Origin of the sequence: Halomonas sp. A020 (genome assembly GCF_027943625.1) — a bacterium.
GTDB lineage: Bacteria > Pseudomonadota > Gammaproteobacteria > Pseudomonadales > Halomonadaceae > Vreelandella > Vreelandella piezotolerans.
In genome coordinates this window covers 3,169,477-3,195,661 of the sequence record NZ_AP022850.1, presented here as the reverse complement: position 1 = coordinate 3,195,661, position 26,185 = coordinate 3,169,477, and the positions used below count along the sequence as shown (strand labels likewise).

Below are 26,185 nucleotides of genomic sequence, written 5' to 3'. Positions count from 1 at the left end.
TTAACCAGCGTTTCAAGCGCGATTAACCCCAGGAGAAAGACCCGTGTTCACAGTTAATACAAAGCGCACCTATAAGTACCCCGTTTCACTCACCGTGTATGACGAACACGGCAAAGAGAACAGCGGCAAGTTCAAAGCCGTATTCAAAGTCATGCCACAAAACGAACTTCGCGATATGCCCGCCGACACGCTGCTGCTCGATCAGGTGCTGGTGGGCGTCGAAGACATTTGCCTAACGGACGATGAAGGGAAAGAGCTGGCAGGCGACGACAAGCTGCAAGCCGCCAAAAATGATCCAGCGATCAGCACCGCGTTGGTCAACGCATATCACGAGAGCGTCTCAAAAAAGAACCGTCCGCGAACCTAGTCGAGGCTGGTGCGTACTGGGCTGAGGCCAGCAGTGGCCAGCCCAACTTGGTCAAGGAAGACCTCGCCGCCTTAGGCATCACCCTAGGCGGCGAGCTAGCCGAAGAGGCGGAAGCAGAAGCCGTCGAGCCGGAGCTGTTCGAAGTGCTGCCAGAGAACTGGCAAGCCCTCGAAACCTTCCTTCGCTGCTCTCGCCAATGGCTCTGCAGGGGCATGGAAGGCCACCGCGAAGGGCTAGATGTACAGGCCATTATTAGCGTTATCAGCCTCTACCAGCTTTCACCATCAGAACAACTTGAGCGGCTGGATCAAGTGCAGCTTATCGAGCGCGGCGCGCTCAGCGTCATGAACCAACCCCGCAACTAAACGTTAGAAGGACACACCGTGGCGAACAATCTAACGCTTAGCGTCACCCTCACTGGCGATGGCCGCCAGCTTTCGGGCACTCTCAAAGATGCCCGGAATGACGTGCGGGAATTTGGTACCACCACCGAGCGGGAAAGCCGCAAAGCCGATACCGCGCTCACGGCACCAGGCCGTAGCGCGGTGACGGTCTCAGAACACCTACGCGATGCAGGCCGAGAGGCACGCACGTTTGGTACCGAAACCGCCCAAGGTGGGCGCGTGGCATCTCAGGCGCTGTCTCAAACCAGCGGCGAAGCGCAAACCGTCACCGGCCATTTAGATCAGCTAAGAACGGTAGCCGCAGGCGTAGGCGTTGCCCTGGCCACCATCGGTGCTCGTGACTTTGTAATGAATGCCTACGCCGCTGTTAGTAGCTCTCAGCAGCTTCAGGGGTCACTCAAAACGGTGACTGGGTCGATTGAGAACGCATCAGCAGCATGGGATACGCTGTTAGGTTTTGCCGCTGAAACCCCCTTCACGCTGGATCAATCAGTCCAAGCGTTTATTCGCATGCAGTCACTCGGCTTAAACCCCAGCCTGGAAGCGCTGCGCTCTTATGGCAACACCGCCTCTGCCATGGGTAAAGACATGATGCAGATGGTGGAGGCCGTCGCCGATGCCACCACTGGCGAGTTTGAGCGCTTAAAAGAGTTTGGTATTCGTGCCAGCAAAGAAGGTGAGCAAATATCATTCACCTTCCAAGGCGTGACAACCACCGTGGCCAACAGCGCCGCAGCTATCAGCCAGTACCTGCAACAGATTGGTGAGAACCAGTTTGCAGGGGCAATGGGCGACCAGATGGACACCTTGAGCGGTAAGGCGTCCAACCTGGAAGACACCATCTACCAGTTCTATCTTGCCGTGGGTGATGCAGGGGCTGCCGATATATTCGAGAGCACGCTTGCCAACGCCAGTAATACGGTTCAATTCCTCACCGATAATATCGACACACTGGCAACAGGCGCGGAATTAATGGCCGTGCTGATTGGCGGGCGCGTCGTTGTTGCGTTGGCCAATGTCACTGCGGCCAAGGTGTTGGCCACACAACAGACTATCGCCTATCAACTAGCCTTGGCTCGTATGGCAGGTGTGTCTGGTACCGCCGCCGCTGCCCAAACGGCTTTAGCAGGCGCTACACGCGTAGCTTCTGGCGCAATGATGCTATTGGGTGGCCCCGCTGGTGCTGTCGCACTAGCAGGCTTAGCCATTTACACCTTCCGCGACGAACTGGGCCTAACCATTCCCCAGATCGACGCCAACACCACAGCGGTCAACCAGCTGACGAATGGGCTTGACGACATGAACCAGGCCGCTGCTCAGCTCAAGCTGACATCGCTGGTGGGTCAGTTGGCGGAAGTACGCGCACAGGCTGAAGTGACAGCTGAAGCCTTTACCAAGGTCGGCCAGATCGAAGGCGATGGCGGCGGTGGTTTCTTGGGCGTTGACGTAACGGCACAGACCAATGCCGTTCGTGAGCTGGGCGAAACCAGCAACGCTACCCAGCAAGAAGCCGCCAACCTTGAAGCGGCTATTGCGCTAGTAGAAAGCCGAATTGGTCAGTTGGGTGAACGCAATCGCGAAGTCACTCCCACGGTTACTGAAATTGGCGATGCTAGCGAAGCCGCTGCGGCAAAGGCCAAAGAGATGGCGAAAGCAGCCAGCGAGCAAGCCGACGCTATCGAAGCCCTACGCAACCGCATGATCCCCCACCGCCAAGAGACGGTGCAGCTCGCCCAGGATCAAAACACCCTCAACCTGGCATTCGCCATGGGCCGTGTCAGCGCCGCTGACTACTTATCGCTTATGGGCGCGCTGCAGCAGTCGTATATGGAGGTCACCGACACCTCTAAAAAAGCAGCCGACCAAATCAGCGTGGATGTTTCTACCTGGACCACCATCTCTGAAAACGGCATCCGCCGCGTGGACGATGCTGGGGTGGATCTCTGGCTCGGCCTGATTGATGGCAGCCGCAACGCCATGGATACCGTCAAAGGCGGCATTCAGCAGTCGCTCGCTGAAATTGCCCACATGCTCACCACCCAACGGCTGACGGTGGCCATCGCGGGTTCGCTAGGTTTTAACACTGGCGGTGCAGGTGGTATGGGGGGCGCCGGTGCTAACGGTGGATTTGGCATAAACCCCGGCAGCATTAACAACGCGTGGCATGCACTGCAAGGCGGTATCGGCGGCATTCAGTGGGGCGGTGTTGGCAGCGCATCAGCGTATGGCGGTACCGGCTTTGCAAATGCGGCCACCAGTGGCCTGGGGCAAACCGGCTTCATGGGCGGCAGCCTGAACAACTTCAGCGGCATGCAGGGCTTAGCGGGCCTGGGCGCAGGCTTGGCGGGTAACTGGCTCGGCGGCCAACTGTTTGGCCAGGGTAAGCATTCCAGTACACTGGGCACTATCGGCGGCGCGGTGGGCACCTATTTTGGCGGCCCCTTGGGCGCGCTTGCTGGCTCCACGCTAGGCTCTGCACTGGGCGGCATCTTCGGCGGCTCCTGGGAAACCAAAGACGCCGGGCTGAATCTCGGCGTCTCTTCTGGCGACATCACCGGTAATCAGTTCGAGAGCCAACGCAAGAGCGGCGGCTGGTTCTCCAGTTCTAAATCACGCACCCGCACTAGCGCTCTAGATGGCGAGCTTGAGGCGATGCTGCAGGACGCCTACGCCGCCCAGGAAGCATCGCTAGCCGTGACGCTAGAAACCCTAGGGCAGCAATCCAGCGCATTAAACGCGTTCAGCAGCGGCCTCACTCGCATCAGCACCAAAGGGCTGGATGAAGCGGAGGTAGAGCAAGCGGTTCAAGAGTGGCTGCAAAACGTGGTGAACAGCGCCGCGCAATCGGTTACCGACCCCAGTCAGTACGCCCGCGCAGGTGAGACCACCGTAGACACACTCAGCCGCCTAGCGACCGCGCTCAACGGCATCAACCCGATCCTAGAGCAGCTGCACGAGAACAGCCTGGCAGCCTCGCTAGCCGGTGGCGATGCCGCCAGCCACCTAGCCGAGCTGGCGGGCGGCATCGATGCGTTCAGCGCCCGCGCCGACTTCTACTATCAAAACGTACTCACCGAGGCCGAGCGCCAAGAGCGCGCTATGAACGCCGCCGCGCAGTCTATGGGTGCCTTTACAGCACGCACCGGGCGCGTGATCGAATCCACCGATGCCCTGCGTGAGCTTGTCGACGGTATCGACCTCACTACCGTCTCCGGGCGTGAGCTGTACAACCAGGCAATGAACCTAGCCCCGGCCCTGGTGGAAATCGAGCGCGGCCTGGAGCGTGTTGGCCAGCAGTTCGAGCAGATGCTCGCCGACGCCAGCGCGGTTGTTTCTGACGCTGAAGCGCAAGTGCGCCAAGCCTGGCAAACCTTCGACCGCCAGTCCTTCAGCCAGCAGATCGAGCTGCTGAACCTGATGGGCGATGCCGAAGGCGCTCTAGCACTTGAGCGCGAACGCGAACTAGCCACGATCGACGAAGCCCTACGCCCCACCCAGGAGCGCATCTGGGCGATTCAAGATGAGATCGCGGTTCAGCAGAACGCGACCCAGGCAGCACGTAACTACCAGAGCGAAGTGGCGCGTGTACGCGACCAGCTCAACCAGCAGCTAGGCAACATCGGCAACTGGCTAGACCAGCAGATGGCCACCAGCGGCACCCCAGAGAGGAACCTGGCCACGGCACAAGAGCAGCTCGCTCGCCAGCTCGTGCTCGCTGAAAACGGCGACCGCACGGCGCTCCAGAACATCACTCAATACGCGCAGCAGGTGCTGGAGGCCAATAAGGCTTATAACGCCAGCAGCGCCGCTGGACAGCGCATCCAAGAAGACGTTTATGCGGCTATCCGAGCGCTGCCGGAGTCGATTAGCGCTGAGCAATTCCTGGCCGATGAGATTAAAACGGCCCTGCGTGAGCAAACACAAGGCATCAGCACTCGACTGGGCGACGTGCTACGCGGCGATAACCCATCCAGCATTGCGGGCAATTTAGCCAACTACTTCGAGACGCTAGCAGGCGGCATTGATGGCGTACTGACACGCGAGCAGCTCGCGATAGTCATGAACGGCAAAGCCAGTGATGCCCAATTAACGGCCATTCTGCGTGCGGTGGATCTCAACAGCGACGGCGTCATGTCAGGCCTGGAGAGCGTCATCATCCAGTCGCTACCGAGCGACACCGTGCTCGGCACGGTTCTACGCAACAAGATGAATGAGCTTGATAAAAACCAGCTCACTTCTGCACAAGTACGCTCAGCGCTCTCTCCGATCGCCACTGACGACGAAATTAAGCGGCTCATCCGTGAAATCGACGTGAACGGCGATAGCATTATCAGCCGTCAAGAACTGGGCAATGCTCGTCTATCAGGCCTCGCAGGCGGTATTGGTGCCGCCTTGAAGCCGATGTTCGACGCGATCGACCTCGATACCTCCGGCCTGATCGACTGGAACGAGTTTTACGGCGCATTTAGTGGCCTCGCAAGCGACCAAGAGCTGAAGCGTATTTTCGCTAAATTGGACGCCGACGGCAGCGGCACCATCAGCCGACTCGAAGCGCTCAACCGCTCAAACGAAGGCACCGAAGCAAACACCGACTCATTGGAAAAACAGGCCCGCGACCAGTTGCGTGAGTTGAATGGTTTGGTAAGCGAGATGGCACGCTCCACCGATCAGATGGTGGGCTTCAACAGCGGCATCGATAGCCTCACCGACTCTATCAACGCCTTGGGCGTCGCCAACGCAGAGCGCGCCCGAATTGAGCGCGAGCGGGCAGCGGCGGAACAGGCCGAGCGTGACCGTATTTCAAAGGAACGCCAAGCGTCATCGATAAGGGCTGATGCAGCTGCCACACAGTCGAAAATTGATGAGTTTTACTCGTTAGCAGCCGCCACTGGCCAAAACGCAAATGGCAACGTGGACAGGTACCGCAGCTACAACTGGATAGATGGTGATCAAGGTAATTTCCTAAGCCAGATACAAGGCTGGACATACCAAAGCCAGCAGGCCGCGTGGACGGCTCGGCGCTTAGAACTAGCAGACGGCAGAGAGAACGAACTGGAGCGCATGCGCCGGGAATACCGCTCACTGACCGGTGAGCTGGCACCGTTCGCCAACGGCGGCTGGACAGGCCCCGGCGGCAAGTGGGACCCGGCAGGCATCGTGCACGCTGAAGAGTTCGTCGTACGTAGCGAAGTCGTTAAGCAGCCAGGCGTTCGCGGCATGCTCGAAGCCCTCAACAGTGGGCAGGCGGTAGGCTCAACACCAACACCGCGTGCCACACCACTCCCCAGTTACCCGCTGCTGGGCAACAGCGACATCGTGGAAACCCTACGCGACCTAAAACGAGAAGTCGCAGAGCTACGCCGCGATAACGCCCGGCTCCAAGGCGAAAGCAACAAGCACCTGGCAGCCGCCAACAACCAGCGCGGAGCCGCCGCCACGCAGCAGATCGCCGCCACTGAGCGCGGCAATCGCATGCTGAAAAAACTGGAAGACGACAAGCGGCTGGAGGCGGCGAAACGATGACGTGGACACTCACCATTCAAGCTCGCGACGAAGAGAACCAGCCGCAAACGATCCGCTTTAGCTTGGGCCGCTACATGGATGATGCCGACCACTTCTACGACCCGCGCATTATGCAGCCGGGCTTGTATGAAGCGGGGCTTTACGCTGGCCAACTGCTGCAACAAAGCCGCAGCGGCTACGGTGAAACGACGCTGATCAACGCCGATGGCGGCTTGGACTACCTCGCAGACTACGCCGTGGACGGTCGCGAGATGGTGCTCGCTCTCGATGGCGTGCCGCAAGTAGTGGGTACCGTCGCACGCCTGGCGTTTTCAGATGACGAAGTCTCTGTGGTGCTGCGTGATCCGCTGGAGCCGCTACGCTCGCCGCACCCCATGGAGACCTATGCAGGCGATAACGTACTGCCCAATGGACTGGAAGGCACCCAAGACGACATCGCAGGCGAACCTAAGCCGCTGGTGTTGGGTGAGGCCCGAAACGCCCAGCCGGTGCTGGTCAATACTGCGAAGCTGATCTACCAGGTGTCATCGCTGCCCGACTGCACGATTCAAGCGGTTTACGACAAAGGCGTGGCGCTTGATAACGGCGGTGCCTATACAAGCCTGGCGCAGCTGCAAAGCACAGCTCCGATTGAGGGCACCTTCCGGGCTTTTCAGGGCTATATGCGCCTAGGCGATAACGCTACGGGCACGCTCACCGTCGATGCCGAACAAGCCGACCCACGCGCCGGTGCCGTTGCCCAAGCGTTGGCGGCAGAACGCGGCTACACCCTGCATGAAGACGATGTGACCACGCTGAATACCTACGGCGCAGTGCGTGTCTACCTCACCACTCAAACCAACACGTTAGACCTGCTCGATCGTATCGCGGAGAGCATCGGCGGCTACCTATCCGCACAAGCTGACCAAGTTCTGCGTTTAGGCACCTGGGAAGAACCCGAGCCAACCGACACTGCGATTCGTGACTACGCGATTCAAACCGTCAGCCGCAGCGCCACCGGCGCTGGCCCCGGCGGGCTGCCAGTGTGGCGCGTCAATATCGACTGTGACCGCATCGAAACCGTGCAGCCGGACCTTGAGAGCAACGTTTCTGAGGCCCGCCGCGCTCGCTTGGCGCGACAGACTCGCCGCGTGGTGGCCACCGATGAAACTGTGATTGAACGCCATCCATTAGCCGGTGAACTCACGATTAACAGCGTGCTGGCCAGCTACGCGCAGAGCCAGGCAGTCGCTGACCGCGTGCTGGCCCTGCTCGGCGTCCGCCGCGACACAGTCACGGTCGAAGCCAATGAGGCGCTACTGCCCACCGTGGGCGGCAACCTAACGCTGATCACTCCTCGCCAGGGCTACGGCGCAGGCCGAACGATGCGTGTGACAGGCTACCGGCTCAACGCGCAAACCGACGAAATCACTTTGAACCTGTGGGGCTAACATGGCACTTGATCCTAAAAAAATAGCGCTGTGCTGGCCTAACTACATCGATACGTCCGTAGTCAGCGGCGGCGAATGGTTAAACACGCTGCCCCTGGAGCATGTTAAGGACAACCGTACCTCAGTGGTCTCCAAATCGGCATCGCTCGACCCGGCACATACACAGTTCTCAATCACGACCGATCGGCGACGCCCGCTGTACGTATTAGCCATCCTCGCTCACAACCTCAGTGCAGCTGCCACAGTGCGTGCGCGTGTCTACCGCGACCCTGAGCAAACCGACCTGATCTACGACACAGGCTGGCAAAACGTTTGGCCTGTGGTGTACGGCCTGGATGATGTCGTGTGGGGCAACGACAACTTCTGGAACCGGCGGCTGACCGAAGAAGACCGTAGCGCCTACACCCCGCTCATGACTGTATTTTTCGCTGACCGTCTGCTGGGCAGCAGCGTGCATGTGGAGCTGCTCGATACCGGCAACCTGGACGGTGCAATCACATTAGGGCGCGTGATGCTCGCTGACGTCTGGCAGCCCCGCTACAACCTAGATTACGGCGTTCAGCACGGCTACGACAGCGGTACCCAGATCACCCGTGCAGGTGATGCAGCGCGGACTGGCTACGCCCGCCGCGTGACGCCCAAGCGCACCGTGAATTTTCAGCTCTCGAACCTCAATGAAGACGAGGCATTTTTGCGCCTTCATCGGTTGCAACGCGCGCAAGACATCGTCGGCGAGATCCTCTATCTGTGGTCGCCGGTACCCAGCGCCGCCAACTTCGCCCGCACGATGATTGCCCAGCAAACCGAGCTGAACGGCATCACGCACCCCTATCACGCGAACTATGAAAACACGATGTCACTACTGGAGATCCTATAAATGGCGAGCGTAACGTTCCCCGAAGCGCTGGGCGGTAACGGCCAGACCTACACCGACGACGCCGACCCCAACACAGGCCTGGACGGCCTGGGTTATACCGTCCGCTTTATACCGTGCCTTCAACAAGCCGTAATCATGGGCCTATCGGCCCAAAGCAACGCCCAAGCCGCCGCTGAGTATGTGCAACAGTGCCAAACACTACGTGAAGAAGTAGGTAATGATCGGCTCGCCGTGGCGGCTGACCGTCAACACGTCGACCAGCAGCGTCAAGCGGTCGACACAGCAGCCGCCTCCGCCGCGCAAAGCGCGGCTAGCGTCAACGCAGACAATATTGTTCACGCGCCGGGCAGTGGGTTGCCGAATGAGGCAGGAGAAGCTTATAGCCGAGGGGTTGTGGGTGGCCCTGGTGATTTAATCGCTCAGGGAGCTTTTGGGTTTGGTGCAGCTATCTCGCCGCCTGTTTGGCCTCTAGCATCTCTAAATGACAATCCGACCAGTGTGCCGTCGGGATTATATCGAGTAAATCAATCGGTTCCAGGATCGCCGGGTTTCGGCACGTTGTTCTGGCAAAGATACAATGCCACGGAGGGCACTTTAACGTGGAGAAATATTGCTGGGGCAACAGTCCGTGTACAGGAACGTAGCTATTCCGGCGTGTGGGGTGAGTGGAGTCGCGTTTTTCACGACCGCAGCATCCTCGGCACAGTCTCACATTCAGACGGTGTCCCCACAGGCGCTATCTTCCAGCGTGACAGCAATGACTTTGGATCATGGTCTAAATGCGCAGATGGCACTGTGGAGTTTAAGTCAACAACTATTTCTAATATCCAAGTAGATATAGCTGAGGGTGGCTTATATAAGAGCCAAACCATTGCATTTACCTATCCCTTGCCAAATTTAAGCTTCCCGCGAGTTTACGGCTGCACCAACAACGATTCGACAGCAGTGGCTGTGAGTGTCGGAGCAACACAAGCGAATGCGCGCCTGATCAAAGGTTCTCCTGGTTCGGGCGGTCAATTATATCTTCAGGGCTTAGCCTATTGGTTCTAAAAAAGAGGCTTAAAATGAAACTGAAATTTCTAGCGGGCGCTGGCCCTGCATCTTACGCAATTAGTGGTTTAGTAGTTAATGGTTTCGACCTTTCGCCATTCAGTGAAGGTGCACAGTTTGTCGGTAACGATCAGACGCGAGCGTCTGGCATTTTCGACATGACCTGGAGTGAGAGTGAGCTGCATGTCGTACTGGCACAACCCACCCAGACTGGCGACATTCCTTGGGGTGCCCGTGCAGCCGGATGGTTTGATGCAGCAACATACGATCCTGAAGCTCGCTACGTCGAAGCAACTAATTCGCAGGCCATAGAGCTGATTGAAAGCGGCAAGGCAGAGTACTGGCGCGACCCAACCACTGGAGCATGGACGGTACGTCTCATCCACCACGAGCCCCAAAGCATGGAGCCTGCCCAATGAGCGCTCAACCTTGGTTTATCCCCGCAGAACAAATAGCGCAGCAGCGTAAAGCACAACTGCTAGCTTCACTGGAAGAAGCCCGCAAAGCTGCTGAGGCCGAGGGCGTGGTCATCAACGGCATTCGCTACAGCGGAGACCCCAGCAACCGCGCCGCTCTACTAGAGGTCGTCCAGTTCGCCCGTGAGGGCCAGCAAGCAACCTTCGCAGCATGGAAAGATAGCGACGGCCAGTTCCACGCCAATCACCCCCTATCAGACGTCGAGCAAGCCCTACAGGCCATCGCACAACGCCGTGGCGCACTGATCGCATTGGAGGGGCAGTATCAGGCCCAAATAGTGGCGGGAGAGATTGGGAGCATTGAGGGGCTTAGCTGGCAGGTTTAGAAGCTCATCCATGAGCTAGATCCCCGTACTGAGGGGCTATCACTTACAATTGCTAATGACACAAAGATCACTCGCGATCATCCCCAAAGGGGCATACTTACATAAAATAGTGTAGCACAGGGAGGAGTGGCCACCCGAAGTGCGGACACATCGAGGGTGGCCACCAACAAGCAGAACACTTGTAAGTGGGACAAGGCGGTTCTCTCTATAGGATTACATCTCTCAGTTAGTTTAGCTCTATAATCAAGACTTACTAATGAGATGGAGTATCCGAAATGGCGGCAGGCGTACGCATAGAAGGAAATAGTTTTGCAGATCTCACTGGGGCCAGTGTATGCAATAACGGAGGTGACGGTGTCAGTGTCGCATCCGGTAGCATTGCGATACTAGACAACGCAAAAATTACCGGCAATAGAGGCGATGGCGTTGTTGTATCAGACAGCCAAGTCTCTCTTTTGAATGCACTTATAGCAAATAATGGGCCACAGGTTGTTTATGAAAATCTAGGAATTGACCCCAAGGCGGTGCCAAAAAAACAACTCGACACACTACTTGCGTTGGCTATTGAGTGTAAATCTCAAGGCCAGGAAGAGACAGTTATTCATAGGATTCTTAGTGCCGCTGCAGCCGGTGCTGGACTTTTAGCAATAGAGCCGATGACAGCTGCTTTGGCTATTGTTGCAGCATCAGGCATAGAGGTATTGAGAAAGTATCGTGAAGCGATAAGAGCAGAAGAGGAGTGACCACCCTAGGTGCGGACACACCTAAGGTGGTCACCAACAAGCAGAACACACCTGCAAGTCGGCCAAGACTCCCCTGCCTAGCTAGGCATTAGAGAGTCTAAGCCAAACGTTAGATTCGTTATAGGCTTGACATGGTGTTAATCGAAATCCGTTGTAAGCAGTGCAATCGCAAGCTGGCCAACGTCAGCGACTATCAGTTCATCGAAATAAAGTGCCCGCGCTGTAGGCACTTAAACCAGCAGAGAGCCACGAGCTCCAAACCCTTAAAGGAGACGCCTCGTGGCTACCCCAATTATTCCTTGGATGGGCGGCAAGCGCCGCCTCGCTGATCGTATTTTCCCTCTGATGCCGCCGCACCAGTGCTACGTAGAGCCCTTCGCAGGAGGGGCCGCGCTGTTCTTCCTGCGCCCTTCTCCCGCAGACGTCGAGGTGTTAAACGACGTCAACGGCGATTTGGTAAACCTGTATCGCGTGGTTCAGAACCACCTAGAAGAGTTTGTTAGGCAGTTCAAGTGGGTGCTATCCAGCCGACAAGTGTTCGAGTGGCTAAAGATGACTCGACCAGAAACGCTCACGGACATCCAGCGTGCAGCTCGCTTCTACTACTTACAGCAAAACGCCTTCGGTGCCCGCATCGAAGGCCAAACGTTTGGCACCGCTACCACCACCCCACCAGGGCTAAACCTGCTACGCCTAGAGGAGACGTTGTCCGCTGCACACTTACGCTTAGCCAGCACGTTCATCGAACACCTAAGCTGGCAAGACTGCATCGAGCGATACGACCGCCCACACACGCTCTTCTATATGGACCCGCCCTACTGGCAGACAGAAGGATATGGAGTACCCTTTGGCATAGAGCAGTACGAGGAAATGGCGAGCATGCTGACCAAGCTGAAAGGCAAGGCCATCATCAGCCTCAACGACCACCCAGACATCCGCCGGATCTTCGCGGGCTACCACATCGAAACCACCGACATACGCTACACCGTCGGCGGCGGCAAAGGCTCAGACGCCAAAGAGGTGCTGATCTTCAGTTGGGATGTAGATGCCGAACCGGCGGGTTTGTTTTAGGCTGGTCGCTTTAGGAGGTACATATGGCTGAAGTAAAACTTAAAGATTGCTACTCCGCTCGTGAGCTAATTGATTACCTATCGCCGTTAGATCGAGAGCGATGGCCAAGAGGTCATTATGTATTTCGCGGGCAGCCTTGTGCTAGTTATGGCCTTGCTCCAGCGGCATACCGCACTAACAGCTTCTTCACCCCTAACAACATGCTAGGTCGCTTAGGAAAAGTGCAAGCACAGGGCCAAGTATTTTTCGAAGTTCAAGTGCTCATCTCTTTCTTAGAAGCCTGTGATGGGTCTGGTATTCAGGTCGCAGGCGACTCTACTGAATTACGACAGCTTCTTGAGCAGCCTGATCGTTATTACATCAGACCAAGTGAGTGGCCGCCAAAAACTGTGTTACCGGTACTTGCCACCGCCCAACATCATGGTGCACCAACTTGTCTTCTTGACTGGACAAGAAGGTCTTTTGTCGCAGCCTACTTCGCTGCTTCCGGGGCTCTCAGATCTACCCAGCAGCAAAGCCACCTAGCTGTATGGGCTCTCAATATTCACAACCATATGGCCTGGGAAAATATTTCCCTTGTGAAGATGCCGGGTGGTACTAGCGCCAATCTTGCCGCTCAAGCAGGCGTATTCACGGTATCGAGTATAAAAGCAACAAGGGGTGAGCATTTCGAGTCGACAGCCCTGGAGTATCAAGAAGATGTCTACAGACACCAGTCTGAGGAGCAGCCTGGCTTGATTAAAATGACGCTTCCAGTCAGTGAGGCGGGTGAATTACTTCGGTTATGCTCGGACTTAGGCGTTAAAGGATCAGTTTTATTTCCTGGCTATGAGGGGGCAGCTCGGGAAGTTAATGACTATGCCTATGCCAACCTACCGAACCCATTCAAAAACGAGTCTTTCAGCGGTGCCAAATAGGCTATGAAATCATCCTAAACCCAGCAAATAGCTCGATGCCAAATACGGCGCAAGGAAGTGCCAAATGCGGCGCGCGCTTACAAGATGACACACTGAAAGACCGGTGCCTTTTATAAAGGGCTTGTAGGTAGGAAGGAAGCGCGGGGCCTAGAAACGAAAAAAGCCCCTGACGAATCAGGGGCTTTTCGAGATAAGTGGCGGAGGGACAGGGATTCGAACCCTGGATAGGCTATTAACCTATGCCGGTTTTCAAGACCAGACAACTAGCCTCAAATTCCCTCTTAAAAACAGATGCTTAGAATACAGCAGTATAACGGTAAGCGGTTATACTCGTGTATTTTTGCTCTGTTCCCACCTAAATCTCAAGCCTTACCGTTCCCCTATATTACCATGTTGCGCCTCCCCTGCTAACCTGAATTGAAGCCACCAAACTCCTCAAGTGCCCTCGCCGATGACGACAGCCGGACGCCTGAACGACAACCGCTATAAGTATCTGGCACTCCAATGGCGCAAAGCCATGGAGCGGCGTGGCTGGCACAACATCAGAAAAGGCGTGCCGACCAAGAGAGTCGTGGAGTTTCACATCATCTATCGCGGAGAGCTGCATAGCGGGCGCTGCAAAGTCAGGCACCTCAGCGCTCAAGATACCTACGACCCTGGCACGCTTGCTTTTTTGTTCAGGCGAACTGACCAGATCACGGAAGGCGTTTGGCGATTGCCCCGCGATCAGAATGCAGAGCTAGGCTGGGTGGTTCGAGATTTTGACTTGGGCGGATAATGCAACGCGTGCGACATGCTGATAGCGGCGTAAAGGCGTTGCATTCCTGATTGGGTTAGTGGCAGTGGCGAGTGCCTGCCTTTGTATCGCGGTGACAACCATTGCTGTCAGTACGACCACCATGCTCGACTACATCTTCGCTGCTGATGCTAGTAGCTGCGGTGACATTGCCAGCCGCCATCAGCGCGCCTGCGAGCATTAGGGCTACTAATACCTTTTTCATCATCGCTTCCTCATTAATGATGGCACAGTGCCAACCGTTGGAGATTAGCACCGTTCTCAGATAGGCAAAGCTGACTTTAGTCAAAAGCCTACTTAATTTTTATCATCAGGTCGCACCAATTGCGAAATTTTATTAGTCTTCCCGCACACTTGCAGGGATGACTATGATGAAACAACTTTCCTTCCTTATTGCCTTTTTCCCGGCGTTAGTCCTACCTGGCCAATCCGTCGCCGATGTGCCCTCCTCTTTCAATGCGTCCAAACGTATTGCTGAAGAACAAATCTATTACGATCAGGACACGTCTTTTTACTGCGGTTGCCAGTTCGACTTTGAAGCTGGCCCCAATCTGGACGCCTGCGGTTACGAGATTAGAAAGCAGACAAAACGGGCAAGCCGTATCGAGTGGGAGCATGTAATGCCAGCCTATGACTTTGGACGACAACGCCAATGCTGGATAGACGATGGCCGGGATAATTGCCGCAGGACAGATGAGGTATTCAGGCGCGCAGAGGCAGACTTGCATAATCTGGTACCGGCAATTGGCGAGGTCAACGGCGACCGATCCAACATGCGATTCGGTATGGTTAACTCGCCGGTACATGAATACGGCGCTTGCGACGTGGCAGTCTCATTTGAGGAGCGCACCTTTCAGCCACCACCACATCGTCGTGGCGACATAGCGCGCACCTACTGGTACATGCGTGACACCTACGGTATTGAGATCAGCCGACAGCAACAGCAACTCTTCACGGCTTGGGCTAACCAAGATCCGGTCGATGAATGGGAGCTAGAGCGAAACCGCCGAATTGCTGCTGTTCAAGGGAACGCCAACCCCTATGTGGGAGAGGTCGCTATTCAATCAACGCCTGAGCTGGTTAGGCCTGCGCCTGTAATCCCTCAGAACTCAGCAAGCTCTGAATTTAGCTGTTCGACCAGAAAAACTTGCGGCTCCATGGCGTCCTGTGAGGAGGCAATGTTCCACTTGAATCAGTGTGGAAACGGTCGCCTCGATGGTGATAGTGATGGCGTACCTTGCGAGTCGATTTGTCGATAATTAAAAAGCCGCCCGTAGGCGGCTTGGTAAGCTGATAGTTTTTTAGGCTACTAAGCGAACGAAAAGCTTTTCTTCAAGCTCTGCATTTACCGCGTAAGTAGCTGCGCCGATCCAGCGCCGCGCCTCAAAAATGGAGCGGCCGATCATGGCTAGCGGCTTGTCGTCTGATTCAAGATAGCGCGACTGAATACTTAGCACTGCCGCTTCGATGCTGCTTAAGCGCACAGAAACATAATCATCCAGTAGCGTTGCCGCATCCTCAGATAGGCCGCTTTCGCCCAGCATGGACACAACATCTATTTGCAGCGCCTCGCTGGCAGTAAGCGCCGTGGCTTTCAGATCAATAGCTTCCTGCAGCAGCTCCAACTGCTGGATGGTGCCCATTAGGGCCCCATAATGCACGTCCTCAACATCAGCAGATAGAGACGTTAAAAGGCTGGCGGCATTGCGCACAAGGTCGTTAGCGTATTTTAGTCGGTTCATGCCGCTTGCCCTCTTTCTGACTCCCATAGCTGCTGCAGCTTCACCAGTCCCTTGCCAGTGACGAGAGCGGTCACCGTCTCCTGCAACCCTTGCTCTGGATGCTCCCAATGGCCGATTTTGGTGTCCAGAAGGCCTGCATCGATCTTGGATTGATAGGGCTCATTCCGGCGAGTTACCCAACTATGTTGGCGAAGAAATGCGAACAAGCGTGTTCGCCCGGTGCCAATCACCTTCGCTGCTTGGCCAACTGTGATTGCGTCATGAGACAACTCGACAGCCTTTGCGAAGGCGATTTTAGGCGCGGCGGCTTGCAGTGCTCGCTCTTGCTGCTCAAGGCGCTCAGCCTGATCAGCGGCTAGGCGAAGTGCTTCTGCCATTGATTGAGGTAATTGCGGTTGTGAGCGCTGCTTTTCAAGCTCCTGCCAGCGATCTACGAGCCGGGCTGTGAACTCCGGGCAGAGCTGAGCTACCACTACATAGCTATCGCGCTTTCCTTGCTCGCCTTCAAAGGTGTAGAAGGACTTGGGTTTTGTGGCTGTTTGAATTACCCCCAATGGGGGTAATCCAATAACCATGCGGGCTACGAGCCGTTCGATAGACTGTTTTACTTTGTCGTGACGCGCTCCAACAATCTCCGCAATTTCCAGGCTGGTCATGCGCGCATTGTCTGGATTGGAAAATAATTGACTGCTATTATTCACGTCATCACCTTTCGTAGATGGTTGGTGGTAATCCGAAGCCCTAGCGACCCCCATCGCTGGGGCTTCTTCATTTTTAGCTTGCCTTCTGCTCACGTTGCCGCGCCTCCTTGACAATTTGCTTAAGGACGCCATTCATGCTCCTGCAATCACGGCTTCCCTTTTCTTTAATCCACTCCAGATCGTCTCGGTCAGTACGAAATGGAAAAGGACTTGCTTGCTTGGTTCTCATGCTGTTCTCCTATGTGAACACATCAATAACTTAGATTCTTTTAGATTCAGAGTCAAACAGATTCTTTGAATCTTTTTGATACCCCTCGCACAATATGATCATTGTCCCGAGGAAAAGAGTCATGAGCGATAAGCAACAAAAAGCCCCATACCCTTTGAGAATGCCTGATGAGATGAGGGATCAGCTAAAGGAGTGCGCACACAATAATCGTCGTAGTCTTAATGCTGAAATTGTGGCGCGCTTGGAGCTCAGTTTGTTGGAGGAGGCACATCTAGGTGCAAGCATGGAAGGCCCCGACTATGATGACGAAGAGGATAAATTCGAACCAATATATCTGGATGTCAGTGAAGATGAGCTGGCAAAAATGCTATCAAGGGTTCACAAGGATTTTCTTAACAAACTAAAGAAAGAGCATGGAGTCAAAATCAAAGACAAAGATGAATAAGCACGAGATGAGCATCAGAAATACAACGAAAACCACCAAACCTTAGCAGCAAATTACTATCTAAGAAGCATCGATATGCGCTATGTTGTCACGATATACACCAATACCCATGTGGTTTCTGGAAGGAGGTAACCATGGCTATCTCCGCGATGCAGGCGGCAAAAACAGCATGTGCCGCGTCTGGGTGGACGCTGAGCAACCTACAGCTGCACAAAATTCTCTATATCGCTCACATGGTCTACTCTGGCGAATATGGAGAGCCTCTCATCAATGATGAGCGTTTCCAGGCTTGGGACTACGGCCCGGTGCTACCCTCTGTTTACAATTACGCCTCAGGCTATGGCAGCTCAAATATACAGAATATTTTCAATCACATTCCTGACGTTGCGCCATGGGAAGACGAATACTACACAATCGTCCGAGCCGTGAATGAGCTTGGCCCCCTCGACCCGTTCAGGCTGGTTGATATTACCCACGAACCTATTTCAGCGTGGGCGCACGCGTACGCCCCTGGCATGCGCCACGTTGTCATCGATCAAGAAGCTATCCTAAATGAGTACCGATCACGATTCTCCGAAGCCTGACCGCTTCCGTACTCTCGCGAATAAAAACGCGGCCTCCGACCCTGAGAATGCAAGAAGTACGGCTGAGGCAGAGCTTGAAAAAAAGCTGGCCTTCGAGCAGGATGCTCGCAAAGAGGACAGATTCGTTTTCATGATCATTCTGGTGGTCATCTTCAATGCGTGGGGATTGCAAAACGCGTCTACCTGGACCTTGCCGCTATTGATCGGCATCCTCCAGCTATTTGCCCTTGTGGTCTTGGCACGGCGCTTTGGTGTTCAAGAAATCCAGTATTGGCTCAACCAGTTCCTGGCGCACATGGGGCCTGGTAGCGCAAAAACTGAGCGGCCTACACCTCAGTCAAAGGTTGAGCCAAAGCCCGCCGAACCAATCACCCCGCATAATGGGGACGACAAGCAATAGCAGGCCCTCGCATTGCTCTTCCTTTGAGGCTAGTCTTTCCGCTGCTACAGAAAAGTTGACTCCAGGACTCTGGCAGGGAGAACATATATGCTTAATGCGGTGAAGCTGGTATTGCTAGCGCAATCATATACTGGCGCTTTTTTCGTTATGTCATGGTGGCACGATGATTTACAGTTCGCGCCCTGGTGGCTTAAAACGCCTGTGTTTATTGTGGTGTGTACATTTCTTATTGCCCCAGTATTTTGGATGCACTTAGATAACGAGGAATGTAAGAAAAACAGCCGCAGATCAGAGCGGCTGCAATATCTCGAAAAGAAACACTATTTTTCAGACTGAACCGCTCCCTCTGCCTGGTTATAAAGCAGGTTAAAGAAATCCACTTCGCTATCCATCGCATCTTCAATCTCGTCGAGCTGCTCGTCACGCTCTTCAGGAGTAAGGCGTTCATCGGCTTCGATGGCGTCACGCACCTTGCGTAGTTCTGTCAGCGTTTTTTCAAGATCCGTCGCCATATCAAACAGCCCTATCTTGCCGCCATGCTCGTCATAGAAGCTTCGCGCCTCCTCTTTGGGTAGATTAATAAACTCCTCATGCAGCTGCCCAACCTCGGTACGGCGCTCGTAGAACGTTTGAATATCGCCGTACTCATTGACCTCAGACTTGAAGCGGCCCACAAACGGAATGCGGTGGGCGTCGATGGTCTCGCCAGTCGCTGTGCGCTTAATGCTGTCGGCCACTTTCTCAGTAAACGACCAAGCACCGCCGCCGTAATAGTTGACCACATGCTGCAGTACGTCAGGGCTAACATCGATACCGCCTGACCGGTACTCGCTGCCGCCTGTCAGCTCATTAATGAACTGGGCAAAGCTTTGGTAAGCCGATGGCGTAGAGCGGAAGGCGAGTGAGCTATCCGGCTTGGGCGTGCCGAAGGGGAAATTGTCTTTGAAGATCACGCGGCCTGCAAAGTCTTCGTTAACGGCTACCTGGGTCACCGAGCCTAACAGTGTAGGCGTGAGGTTTTTCATCACCAAGTTGGATGTATCCTCTGAATCTTGGAAGCCGATGGGTGAGAAGCTACCAAGAATAGCCAGCGTCATATCTTTACCCGCCTCTGTCAGCGATGATTTACCCGACATGACGGATTCAGCGTGCGTGCCGATGTTTGAGAATACGTTATATCCATAAGGCAAAGGAATGCGAACATAGTCCTTGCCGCCTGTCATGATGATCAGGTTGCGCTCTTTGACGTGACCGGGAATCTTGTCATAGAACAGCTCGCCGTCATCATCCTCGTCTGAAATCATGCGGTTGAACATGGCCATTGCGTAACTGCCTACGGCCATACCTACCGCTAGCTTTTGAGCGGCGTTCATGCGGCCCCAGATGTTCATCCGGTTACCGCCCACCGGCGTATCTTTCACGGTGGCCATGGTGCGGGCGACGTTCATGGTGCCCTGAATGGATGCGTTGGCGAACATGTACGCAGCATTAAGCGCAGTACCTGCCTCACCGCGGCGGTTAAAGTTGACCGTTAGATTTTTGGCTAAGCTGGCGGCCTTCTTGCGGCTAATGCCTGCCCTGCGCGCATTGACGTAGGCGGATAGGCGCACCGCGTTTTCAACGGAGCCGTTCATGTTCTCAACGAAGTCGGCTACGGTCTTCTTCGCCTTCAGCATATTGCCCATAGTGCCGCCGTTCTCGCGACCAATAATGCTTTTGATCTCTTTGGCTTGGCCAGCCAAATCCTTCATATCGAAATAGCCTGTTTTGGCCCCATCCTCGATAAACTCATCGAACCAGCGGTCCCACTCGGTATTGCGCGGCGCACCAGGGTCGGCCAGCCCTCGATAGGCCGCTTTCATTGCGCGGGGAATATCTCTCGCGGTCTGCCTAGCAATCTTCTGGCCTTTTATCTTGCCGTCGTCCCGGGTCTGCTCTGCGGCCACGTTGAGCAGCGCCGTCTGCACGTCTCGGGTGAAGTTGGTCAGCATGAACTCAGGGTTATAGCTGGTCATCATGGCAGATAGAGCACGCGTGCCAGCTGCGGCAGTACGTACCAGCAGGCTGTTCTGCTCGGGGCCTACATTGCGCATGGCGTTCAGTAGGCGCTGGTCGTTGATTTTAATGTAGTACGTGCGGCCCGCCTTCTTGGTTTTGAAATAGCGCTCATTCATTTCCATAGCTACCGGGCGATCTTCCACCTCAATGCGCTTGGTGCCGTCTGCGTTAGTGCGCTCGACCTGAGTGCGCTGACTATCCGGGTCGTTGTTGGTGAACACCTGCCATAAATCAGGGTTGGGATTGTCGGTGATCAGCGATAGCAGAGCGTTGCCGACTTCGTTTTTGCGCTTGCGAATCACTGACTCAGTGGTATCGACAATCGCCTGCGTAGAGGGTGAAGCAGCTTTTGATAAGCGACCAAGCGCCGTTTTGGCTTCTCGCCCACCAATCTCATAGCCGCGACCCGAACGCATCCGGCCACTACCGTCTTGACCTACCGGTACATCTTCATCATTCGCCCAACCTTTCAACGGCACGTAGTAGTCATAGCTGGCGTCCCAGGCGTCTAGCGTTTCATCAGATTCAAGCCCGCCTTCGCGGATTATCTCGCGGCGATGTGCCAGCATGTCATCCACGATAGCGGCCAAGCGCTCAAGCCGGAGCTTCTTGCCGCTGCTTTCGGCCTCTTGCATGATGGCGGCCGCTTCGGAATTAGTCATGCCTGAGCCGCCATCTGCGTAGCGCGGATCATCAGGGTTGCGTTCGGCAACACGGGCATTGCGCTCTGGCGCATGGCGAGCATAAAGGTAGGCGTCCAACTCTTCTTGCTGAATGCCGCGCGCAGCCATGCCTTTGGCTAGCTTCTCGACGTAGTTGCGGCTTAGCTCATTCAAGTCACGCTCTGTTTTACCGTGGAAAAGCTCCTCCGCTAGGTACACATCATTGTCTTCATTGATGTTGCCACCGGCTTTCTTGATCGCCTCCTGCGTGACTTTGAGGCGGTTCATTTTGTCGGCCATTTTACGTAGCGCGGTTTGACTTAACGTTTCATCCGGCAGCGCGAAGTTGGTGCTGTCGCTGTCATAGTCACCAACAGGTGTGGGGCTAAGACTGAAGAGCATGTCATCTGCCTGCTGAGACGGTTCACGATACATGCCTTCGCTGATCTCAAAGTCTCGCTTTTTACCTTTGTTGTCGATAAAGCCAAAGCGCTTGTAAAACTCCCGCAGTCGGCGTGTATTGCCTCCAAAATCTGAGGAGGGAGTCAGCGCCAGGGTGACGTCATTGGCATCTGCCCAACGCGCTAGGTGTTGCATCACTTGGCTGCCAGTGCCTTCTTCGCGGCCGTTATCAGGCACTACAATGCGAGAAAGGGTTGCTCGCTTCCCTTTGCTCATCAGGTCTATCTTTAATCCAGGGTGTGCTTCGCTTAGCTGTGCTGCCACCTCTTGCGCGGATAAACCGTCCAAGGGGGTGTTCAAGCTGAAGAGTGTCGTTTCTGAGCCGTTAGCTTGCTGCTCGCGACGCAAGTACTCCCGGGAACGCTCTGAAAGCTGCATTACATCTGCGTCCGTCCAGCTCATGCTGGGGAAAAAGCGGCGCAGAAGTTCACGGATTTTGGCAACAGCGCGACGCAGCACACTAGGTTGCCAACCCTTCTCAGTAAGGTGGGCTACCATCTCTTCAGCAATGGTAATTTGGTGCTCAGGGTTAGACCGATCTAGGAAGGGATAGCTTTCCAGCACCTCTTTCAGCGCTTCGCGCCCACGCGGATCTAACGGTAGCGTGTTATAGACTTGATGCATGACCGGCTCTAACTCTTCGCCCAACACGCCACGAATACCCTTATGGCCTACCGCTTCGTGAACGGCAGTTTGTACACCTTCTTCAATGCTGGCGACATTATCAGCAACGACATACAGCTCTTCGCCAATAAACATGCCACGCACATCCCGTGGATTAACACCACGCAGCATCATGCCCAGCAAGGCCTGCGGCGGCAGCTCAGTCGTGGATTGAATAATACGGGTACCGGCTAGCTCTGGGGATTCGGTCACTGCAGCAGAAATGTCAGCGGCACTAGGTACATCATTTGGCTGACGTGGCGCTGCCTCTGGCTTAGTACTAAATAGGGCGTCTTGCTCTGTCGATGTTTTAGTTTGATCTGTGCCGCTTAGTACTTCTGCAACGGGACCTTGCCCCCTTCTGTACGCTTGGGTCCACTCACCTTGGCTAATAAGCACTGAGCTCCCGCGCTCTACATTAGTGGCTTGAATGGTGCCATCTTTATTAATTGAGTCGACGGTATAGGCAGCGTCAGCCTTTGAGTAGCCAACATCGATCAACAACTTGACAGTATCGCCCACCACCGCACCGCCAAAAACATCGCTAGCTCGCTGTTGCCGTGGTGTTAATGGCGTGGGCTTTCGTAATTTGGGCGCAGCTGCTGAGGGCTGTGCTGGCTGTGCTGGCTGTGCTGGCTGTGCTGGCTGTGCTGGCTGTGCTGGCTGTGCTGGCTGTGCGCCAAAGATATCACTCTGCCCGCGTGCTGCGGCAATATCAGCAGAGCGATTGCTACCACTAAGAATAAAATCATTAGCGTCTAGGTCTGCTTGGACGCGCTGTTCCTGCTCGCGGTGCTGATCGGCTTCTACTTGTCCAGCCTGCTGAACCTGTTGCTCCCGCTGTGCTAGGCTTTCCTCTGTCTGGGTTTCGAGCAGAGGCGCGGCCTGGGCGCGCTCATCCGATGCGGCCAATTGCTTGGCCTCGGTCAGCGTTTTACCCGTCGCGTAGTTGTTACCTTGGTCATAAGCTTGCTGGTCAGCGAAGACCATGAACATGGGGATACGGCGTCCACCACTGCCCATAGAATGATCGGCAATAACAGTGCCGTCACTACCTTCCCATACTCGCCTGCCGTTGCTGCGCCGCTGCCAACTCATTTTCTCCGCAGACGTCGCTTGCTGTGCTTCTGCGGCCTGGGCTGAAGAGCCTGTAGTCGCATGCGGGGAATCTTGAATCGCAAAGCCCCATCCACCCGCTATCTCAACAGGTTGGGCGTTAGGCGTATCTCGGAAACGCTTAGATAGCTCAACGGCTTTGCGCGTTTGGAAAGGCGTGCCGTCGGTCTTTAGCGTTACGCCTCCTTGTGATTGCCCTGAGTCATCGCCCACTCGTTGTTGGCGTGCACCCGCTGCTCGTGCGTTGTTTCGTCCAGGTACTGGGTTATCTTCTCGTTGCTCCAACCCTGCTTGCGTAGCCTGTCCGTCGCTAGGTGCTGGTGTACGTGGTTGTTGCGCTGCTGCTGTGTCAGAGCCATTAAGCAAGGTCTCCTTGAGTTGTCGCGTCACGCTGGCCAGTGTTTCGCCTTCTTTCACGCGTCGCGCGGCTTCATTAATCTTCTGGTTAATTTCTGGCGTCGTGGTGGCCCGCTCAAGTAGCGAAATCGCGTCTGCCGAGGTTTCTTGCAGGGCGTTGTTGCGATCTTTGGCGATGCGGTTACCTGCCTGCTCCGCTGTTTGAGCGTTTTCGTTCAGCGTAGCGAATAAGCGTTTATCGCGCACCAGAGTTTGACGCAAACTGTCCATGACACGAACACGCTCACCAATGAGCGATTCAGCGGGGTCTTCGCCAAACAAGCCACCTTGCTCGCCTTGGCTTTCTGCAAAGCCTGCCTGGCGTACTTCATTCGCTAGGAGTGCGCGCTGGTTTTCATTGCTCGGCTTTACGCGTTGAAATACGTCAATCGCCGCCATTTGTTGCTCAGGCTCGCTAAACGTACGGCCAATAGTAGCACCGTCTTTTTCGGTGATTACGCCGTTCAGCACTGCACCAAAGGCATCGTTAGCTAACTTGGCAATATCAATACCATCACGCACTAATGGCGAGGTGCGCGGTAGGTCAAAACGGTTAATTGCCTCGGAGGGCTTTACATCGGTATTACGGAATACCTTAGCGGCATCCATGGCAGTAGCGCTGCCTGCCGCAATATTGGCGGTGGCTGCTTCTATGCGTGCATCTTCTACTGTTACACCATCAGCCTCGCGAAGCACCACGGCATTTACGTCGGGCTGCTCAAGCTGACGGGCTAAGCTAATGCGGTGGTGGCCATCGGCAGCGTATAGCGTGCCATCTAGACGCTCATGTAGCACCAGGTTACCGGCGCGTAGATCATCCCATTTCTCGACGCCTTCCAAGCGCGAGTCTACGCCATCCTGATTGACGTTAGAACGGAACTGGTACGCCTGTGGGTCTACTTGAATGTCAGCAACTGGCACGCGACGCGGCGTCATTCGCTCAGGGTTTGGCGACGGCTGGTCGGGGGGAAGCGTTGGCTCAGCAGTATGTTGCGCAAGTGGCTGTGCAGGCGCGGCTTGTGGGGCTTCTTCGGTCTGCTCATTTTGTCGCGACATGTCGGGCGCAGCAGGTGAAGATAGCTCATTGTCAGCGGGCTGCTGGCCTTCTATATCAATCGTGGTATCAGGCAAGTCAGCATTGGGATCGTAGTCGGCGATACCATCTTGTGCTGCCTGCTCCCGCCATGCTTCTTCCCACTGGGCGTTGCCATCCTCGTTAGCGCTAGACGTGCCTGCTTCGCTCTCAGTCTCGGGCGAATTAAGGCGGTCCATGACGAGTGTGAAGCGCTCAGACGCGCTTTGTAGCTGCTCACGAATAGGCGCAAAGGCGTCGCTATCGTTTCGCGTGCGCGCTATGGTTTCCGCTTCCAGCGCCGCTGAAATCTCGCTGCTAACGGCGTCCAGCTCTGCAACGGCGTCGCTATCACCACGTTCTTCAGCAGCCGCTCGCAGTGCCTTAAAAGCGTCGCCGTAGCTAATAGAGTCACGCACCTCACGCTCAGCGGATGACAGCTCAAAACGAGGCTTGGCGATTAGTTCGGCAGCGGTGCCGACTGCCTCAGCATTAGCGGTTTCGGCTTCTGGAGTCGACGCTTCCTCTGGAGCGGGGGAAGATTGCTCCGTAGGGGATTCGCTAGGCTCTGGTTGCTCGCTTCCCTGCTGGTTATTTCCTCGCATCTCCATGGCGGCGGTACCAGCTCGCACAGCGCCCCCGGTGGGGCCGCCAACAATTACGCCACCTGCCGCTCGGCGAGCAGCGGTTGTGGCATTCCAGCCTGTCTCTGTGCCCACAGACTCCCCAGCGTACTCAATACCGCCTTCTTGAATCGCCTCAGTCACACTTTCTGTAGCGGCGGCGCGACCAACAGCCCCGGGTATTTGTCGTGCGCTAGTTACAGCATTTCCACTTCCTGGAAGTAATCGGCCAAGGGCAAAGCGGTCTAGCAGCACAGAGGCGGCAGCCGTCGGGCCAGAGACGGCATAGTCGCGACCTTCCGGCATTCCTTCGCGGTTATCGTTTGCTACACGCCCTTCGCCAATTTCTTGAGTCCGGGCAGCTAGATAGGCAGGTAGGTTAATCACCAAACCCGCCATATCAGCAAGCGCAGCGGGCCCTTGCTCAGCAGCTGCGCCTGCAATGGTTTTAAGGCTTGGCTCGTCTAATGCGCGGTCAATCGTGTAGTTAGGCTGATAGCCGAGGCCGATATCTTCTACCGCCTGCCCAGTGTCGATAAGTCCAGTACTGGTGTCTTGGGGCTTGGCGCGCATAGTGAAATCTAGGCCAAATCCACCTAATTCAATATCTGGCTCGTACCCACGCGCGCGCATCTCGTCAACGCTGCCACCGATCACGCCTGGATTAATCCCTCCAAGCGCATCGGTAATCGCCTGCTCTCCGCGATCTGCTACGTTGCCCACAAACTGCAGCGCATTCCCCGCCAAATCGAGGCCGCGCTCACCAGCGTTACGCAAAGCGTTGCTGGCTAAATTGGGTGTTTCGGGCTGGCTATCGTCAGCGCTGGGCTGATTTTCACGCTCACCAAATACATCAACCGCCGTACGGGTAAAAAATTGGCTTTGCACATCATCACGTAGCGACTCTGGCGTATTAGGCTCTATAGCACGGCGGTAGAACTCCCCTCGCACACGTTGTTTGGTCTGCCAGTCAGCGGCCTGAAAGTCTGGATCGTTGGCGATGTCTGTCCATTTAGGCTGAGTTCGATTATTGGCGGCGTTCACACGCGGCT

The 26,185-nt window shown here is 55.4% G+C and carries 20 protein-coding genes; 16 read left to right on the top strand and 4 right to left on the bottom strand.

Annotation, left to right across the window (positions count from 1 at the left end):
* Nucleotides 1-43 precede the first annotated feature (43 nt).
* The 12 genes from FRH_RS14950 to FRH_RS14895 all read left to right on the top strand — a co-directional run bounded on the left by FRH_RS14950 (nt 44) and on the right by FRH_RS14895 (nt 13,962).
* Complete coding sequence (locus FRH_RS14950; RefSeq protein ID WP_281997161.1) at nt 44-367, top strand: hypothetical protein; 324 nt, start codon at nt 44-46, stop codon at nt 365-367.
* 47 nt (nt 368-414) lie between these two features.
* Nucleotides 415-732, top strand: coding sequence for a DUF1799 domain-containing protein (locus FRH_RS14945; protein ID WP_281997160.1), 318 nt, complete (start codon nt 415-417; stop codon nt 730-732).
* Between the two features lie 18 nt (nt 733-750).
* Entirely contained in the window at nt 751-6,294 is a 5,544-nt protein-coding gene (locus FRH_RS14940; RefSeq protein WP_281997159.1) for an EF-hand domain-containing protein, read from the top strand.
* The gene (locus FRH_RS14935) at nt 6,291-7,724 is read left to right on the top strand and encodes a hypothetical protein (RefSeq protein ID WP_281997158.1); all 1,434 of its coding nucleotides are present in this window, start codon (nt 6,291-6,293) and stop codon (nt 7,722-7,724) included. Before FRH_RS14940 ends, FRH_RS14935 begins: the two co-directional genes overlap by 4 nt.
* Nucleotide 7,725: 1 nt before the next feature.
* A complete protein-coding gene (locus FRH_RS14930; protein ID WP_281997157.1) occupies nt 7,726-8,601 on the top strand; it encodes a hypothetical protein in 876 nt (291 codons plus the stop codon).
* The gene (locus tag FRH_RS14925) at nt 8,602-9,651 is read left to right on the top strand and encodes a hypothetical protein (protein ID WP_281997156.1); all 1,050 of its coding nucleotides are present in this window, start codon (nt 8,602-8,604) and stop codon (nt 9,649-9,651) included.
* A gap of 14 nt (nt 9,652-9,665) precedes the next feature.
* On the top strand, nt 9,666-10,070 hold the full coding sequence (locus FRH_RS14920; protein WP_281997155.1) for a hypothetical protein: 405 nt from the start codon (nt 9,666-9,668) through the stop codon (nt 10,068-10,070).
* Complete coding sequence (locus FRH_RS14915; protein ID WP_281997154.1) at nt 10,067-10,453, top strand: DUF4376 domain-containing protein; 387 nt, start codon at nt 10,067-10,069, stop codon at nt 10,451-10,453. The genes FRH_RS14920 and FRH_RS14915 overlap by 4 nt, the downstream gene beginning before the upstream one ends.
* Before the next feature lie 275 nt (nt 10,454-10,728).
* Nucleotides 10,729-11,196, top strand: coding sequence for a right-handed parallel beta-helix repeat-containing protein (locus FRH_RS14910; protein WP_281997153.1), 468 nt, complete (start codon nt 10,729-10,731; stop codon nt 11,194-11,196).
* A gap of 279 nt (nt 11,197-11,475) precedes the next feature.
* Nucleotides 11,476-12,267: a DNA adenine methylase gene (locus FRH_RS14905; RefSeq protein ID WP_281997152.1), complete on the top strand. Its 792-nt coding sequence runs from the start codon at nt 11,476-11,478 to the stop codon at nt 12,265-12,267.
* A 23-nt stretch (nt 12,268-12,290) separates the two neighbouring features.
* A complete protein-coding gene (locus FRH_RS14900) occupies nt 12,291-13,184 on the top strand; it encodes an FRG domain-containing protein (RefSeq protein ID WP_281997151.1) in 894 nt (297 codons plus the stop codon).
* A 451-nt stretch (nt 13,185-13,635) separates the two neighbouring features.
* The gene (locus FRH_RS14895) at nt 13,636-13,962 is read left to right on the top strand and encodes a hypothetical protein (RefSeq protein ID WP_281997150.1); all 327 of its coding nucleotides are present in this window, start codon (nt 13,636-13,638) and stop codon (nt 13,960-13,962) included.
* A 55-nt stretch (nt 13,963-14,017) separates the two neighbouring features.
* Here FRH_RS14895 and FRH_RS14890 read toward each other — a convergent pair whose 3' ends face one another.
* Nucleotides 14,018-14,188, bottom strand: coding sequence for a YHYH domain-containing protein (locus FRH_RS14890; protein WP_281997149.1), 171 nt, complete (start codon nt 14,186-14,188; stop codon nt 14,018-14,020).
* Between the two features lie 160 nt (nt 14,189-14,348).
* Here FRH_RS14890 and FRH_RS14885 point away from each other — a divergent pair, with 160 nt between their 5' ends.
* Complete coding sequence (locus FRH_RS14885; protein ID WP_281997148.1) at nt 14,349-15,239, top strand: endonuclease; 891 nt, start codon at nt 14,349-14,351, stop codon at nt 15,237-15,239.
* A gap of 42 nt (nt 15,240-15,281) precedes the next feature.
* On the opposite strand, the gene FRH_RS14880 is transcribed toward FRH_RS14885, so the two are convergent.
* Both FRH_RS14880 and FRH_RS14875 read right to left on the bottom strand, forming a co-directional pair.
* Nucleotides 15,282-15,722, bottom strand: coding sequence for a hypothetical protein (locus tag FRH_RS14880; RefSeq protein ID WP_281997147.1), 441 nt, complete (start codon nt 15,720-15,722; stop codon nt 15,282-15,284).
* The gene (locus tag FRH_RS14875; protein WP_281997146.1) at nt 15,719-16,555 is read right to left on the bottom strand and encodes a phage antirepressor KilAC domain-containing protein; all 837 of its coding nucleotides are present in this window, start codon (nt 16,553-16,555) and stop codon (nt 15,719-15,721) included. The genes FRH_RS14880 and FRH_RS14875 overlap by 4 nt, the downstream gene beginning before the upstream one ends.
* Nucleotides 16,556-16,773: 218 nt before the next feature.
* Here FRH_RS14875 and FRH_RS14870 point away from each other — a divergent pair, with 218 nt between their 5' ends.
* The 3 genes from FRH_RS14870 to FRH_RS14860 all read left to right on the top strand — a co-directional run bounded on the left by FRH_RS14870 (nt 16,774) and on the right by FRH_RS14860 (nt 18,081).
* A complete protein-coding gene (locus FRH_RS14870) occupies nt 16,774-17,097 on the top strand; it encodes an Arc family DNA-binding protein (protein WP_281997145.1) in 324 nt (107 codons plus the stop codon).
* A 134-nt stretch (nt 17,098-17,231) separates the two neighbouring features.
* Nucleotides 17,232-17,681, top strand: coding sequence for a type II toxin-antitoxin system antitoxin SocA domain-containing protein (locus FRH_RS14865; RefSeq protein ID WP_281997144.1), 450 nt, complete (start codon nt 17,232-17,234; stop codon nt 17,679-17,681).
* Nucleotides 17,650-18,081: a hypothetical protein gene (locus FRH_RS14860; RefSeq protein WP_281997143.1), complete on the top strand. Its 432-nt coding sequence runs from the start codon at nt 17,650-17,652 to the stop codon at nt 18,079-18,081. Before FRH_RS14865 ends, FRH_RS14860 begins: the two co-directional genes overlap by 32 nt.
* 320 nt (nt 18,082-18,401) lie before the next feature.
* On the opposite strand, the gene FRH_RS14855 is transcribed toward FRH_RS14860, so the two are convergent.
* Nucleotides 18,402-26,177, bottom strand: a complete 7,776-nt coding sequence (locus FRH_RS14855) for an LPD38 domain-containing protein (RefSeq protein ID WP_281997142.1) — start codon at nt 26,175-26,177, stop codon at nt 18,402-18,404.
* Nucleotides 26,178-26,185 lie beyond the last annotated feature (8 nt).

Coding starts and splice junctions, on each gene's coding strand:
- FRH_RS14875 (WP_281997146.1), bottom strand. CDS start 16,555: ATGGCGTCCTTAAGCAAATTGTCAAGGAGGCGCGGCAACGTGAGCAGA.
- FRH_RS14880 (WP_281997147.1), bottom strand. CDS start 15,722: ATGAACCGACTAAAATACGCTAACGACCTTGTGCGCAATGCCGCCAGC.
- FRH_RS14930 (WP_281997157.1), top strand. CDS start 7,726: ATGGCACTTGATCCTAAAAAAATAGCGCTGTGCTGGCCTAACTACATC.
- FRH_RS14925 (WP_281997156.1), top strand. CDS start 8,602: ATGGCGAGCGTAACGTTCCCCGAAGCGCTGGGCGGTAACGGCCAGACC.
- FRH_RS14900 (WP_281997151.1), top strand. CDS start 12,291: ATGGCTGAAGTAAAACTTAAAGATTGCTACTCCGCTCGTGAGCTAATT.
- FRH_RS14870 (WP_281997145.1), top strand. CDS start 16,774: ATGAGCGATAAGCAACAAAAAGCCCCATACCCTTTGAGAATGCCTGAT.
- FRH_RS14895 (WP_281997150.1), top strand. CDS start 13,636: ATGACGACAGCCGGACGCCTGAACGACAACCGCTATAAGTATCTGGCA.
- FRH_RS14935 (WP_281997158.1), top strand. CDS start 6,291: ATGACGTGGACACTCACCATTCAAGCTCGCGACGAAGAGAACCAGCCG.
- FRH_RS14920 (WP_281997155.1), top strand. CDS start 9,666: ATGAAACTGAAATTTCTAGCGGGCGCTGGCCCTGCATCTTACGCAATT.
- FRH_RS14890 (WP_281997149.1), bottom strand. CDS start 14,188: ATGATGAAAAAGGTATTAGTAGCCCTAATGCTCGCAGGCGCGCTGATG.
- FRH_RS14915 (WP_281997154.1), top strand. CDS start 10,067: ATGAGCGCTCAACCTTGGTTTATCCCCGCAGAACAAATAGCGCAGCAG.
- FRH_RS14910 (WP_281997153.1), top strand. CDS start 10,729: ATGGCGGCAGGCGTACGCATAGAAGGAAATAGTTTTGCAGATCTCACT.
- FRH_RS14865 (WP_281997144.1), top strand. CDS start 17,232: ATGGCTATCTCCGCGATGCAGGCGGCAAAAACAGCATGTGCCGCGTCT.
- FRH_RS14860 (WP_281997143.1), top strand. CDS start 17,650: ATGAGTACCGATCACGATTCTCCGAAGCCTGACCGCTTCCGTACTCTC.
- FRH_RS14885 (WP_281997148.1), top strand. CDS start 14,349: ATGATGAAACAACTTTCCTTCCTTATTGCCTTTTTCCCGGCGTTAGTC.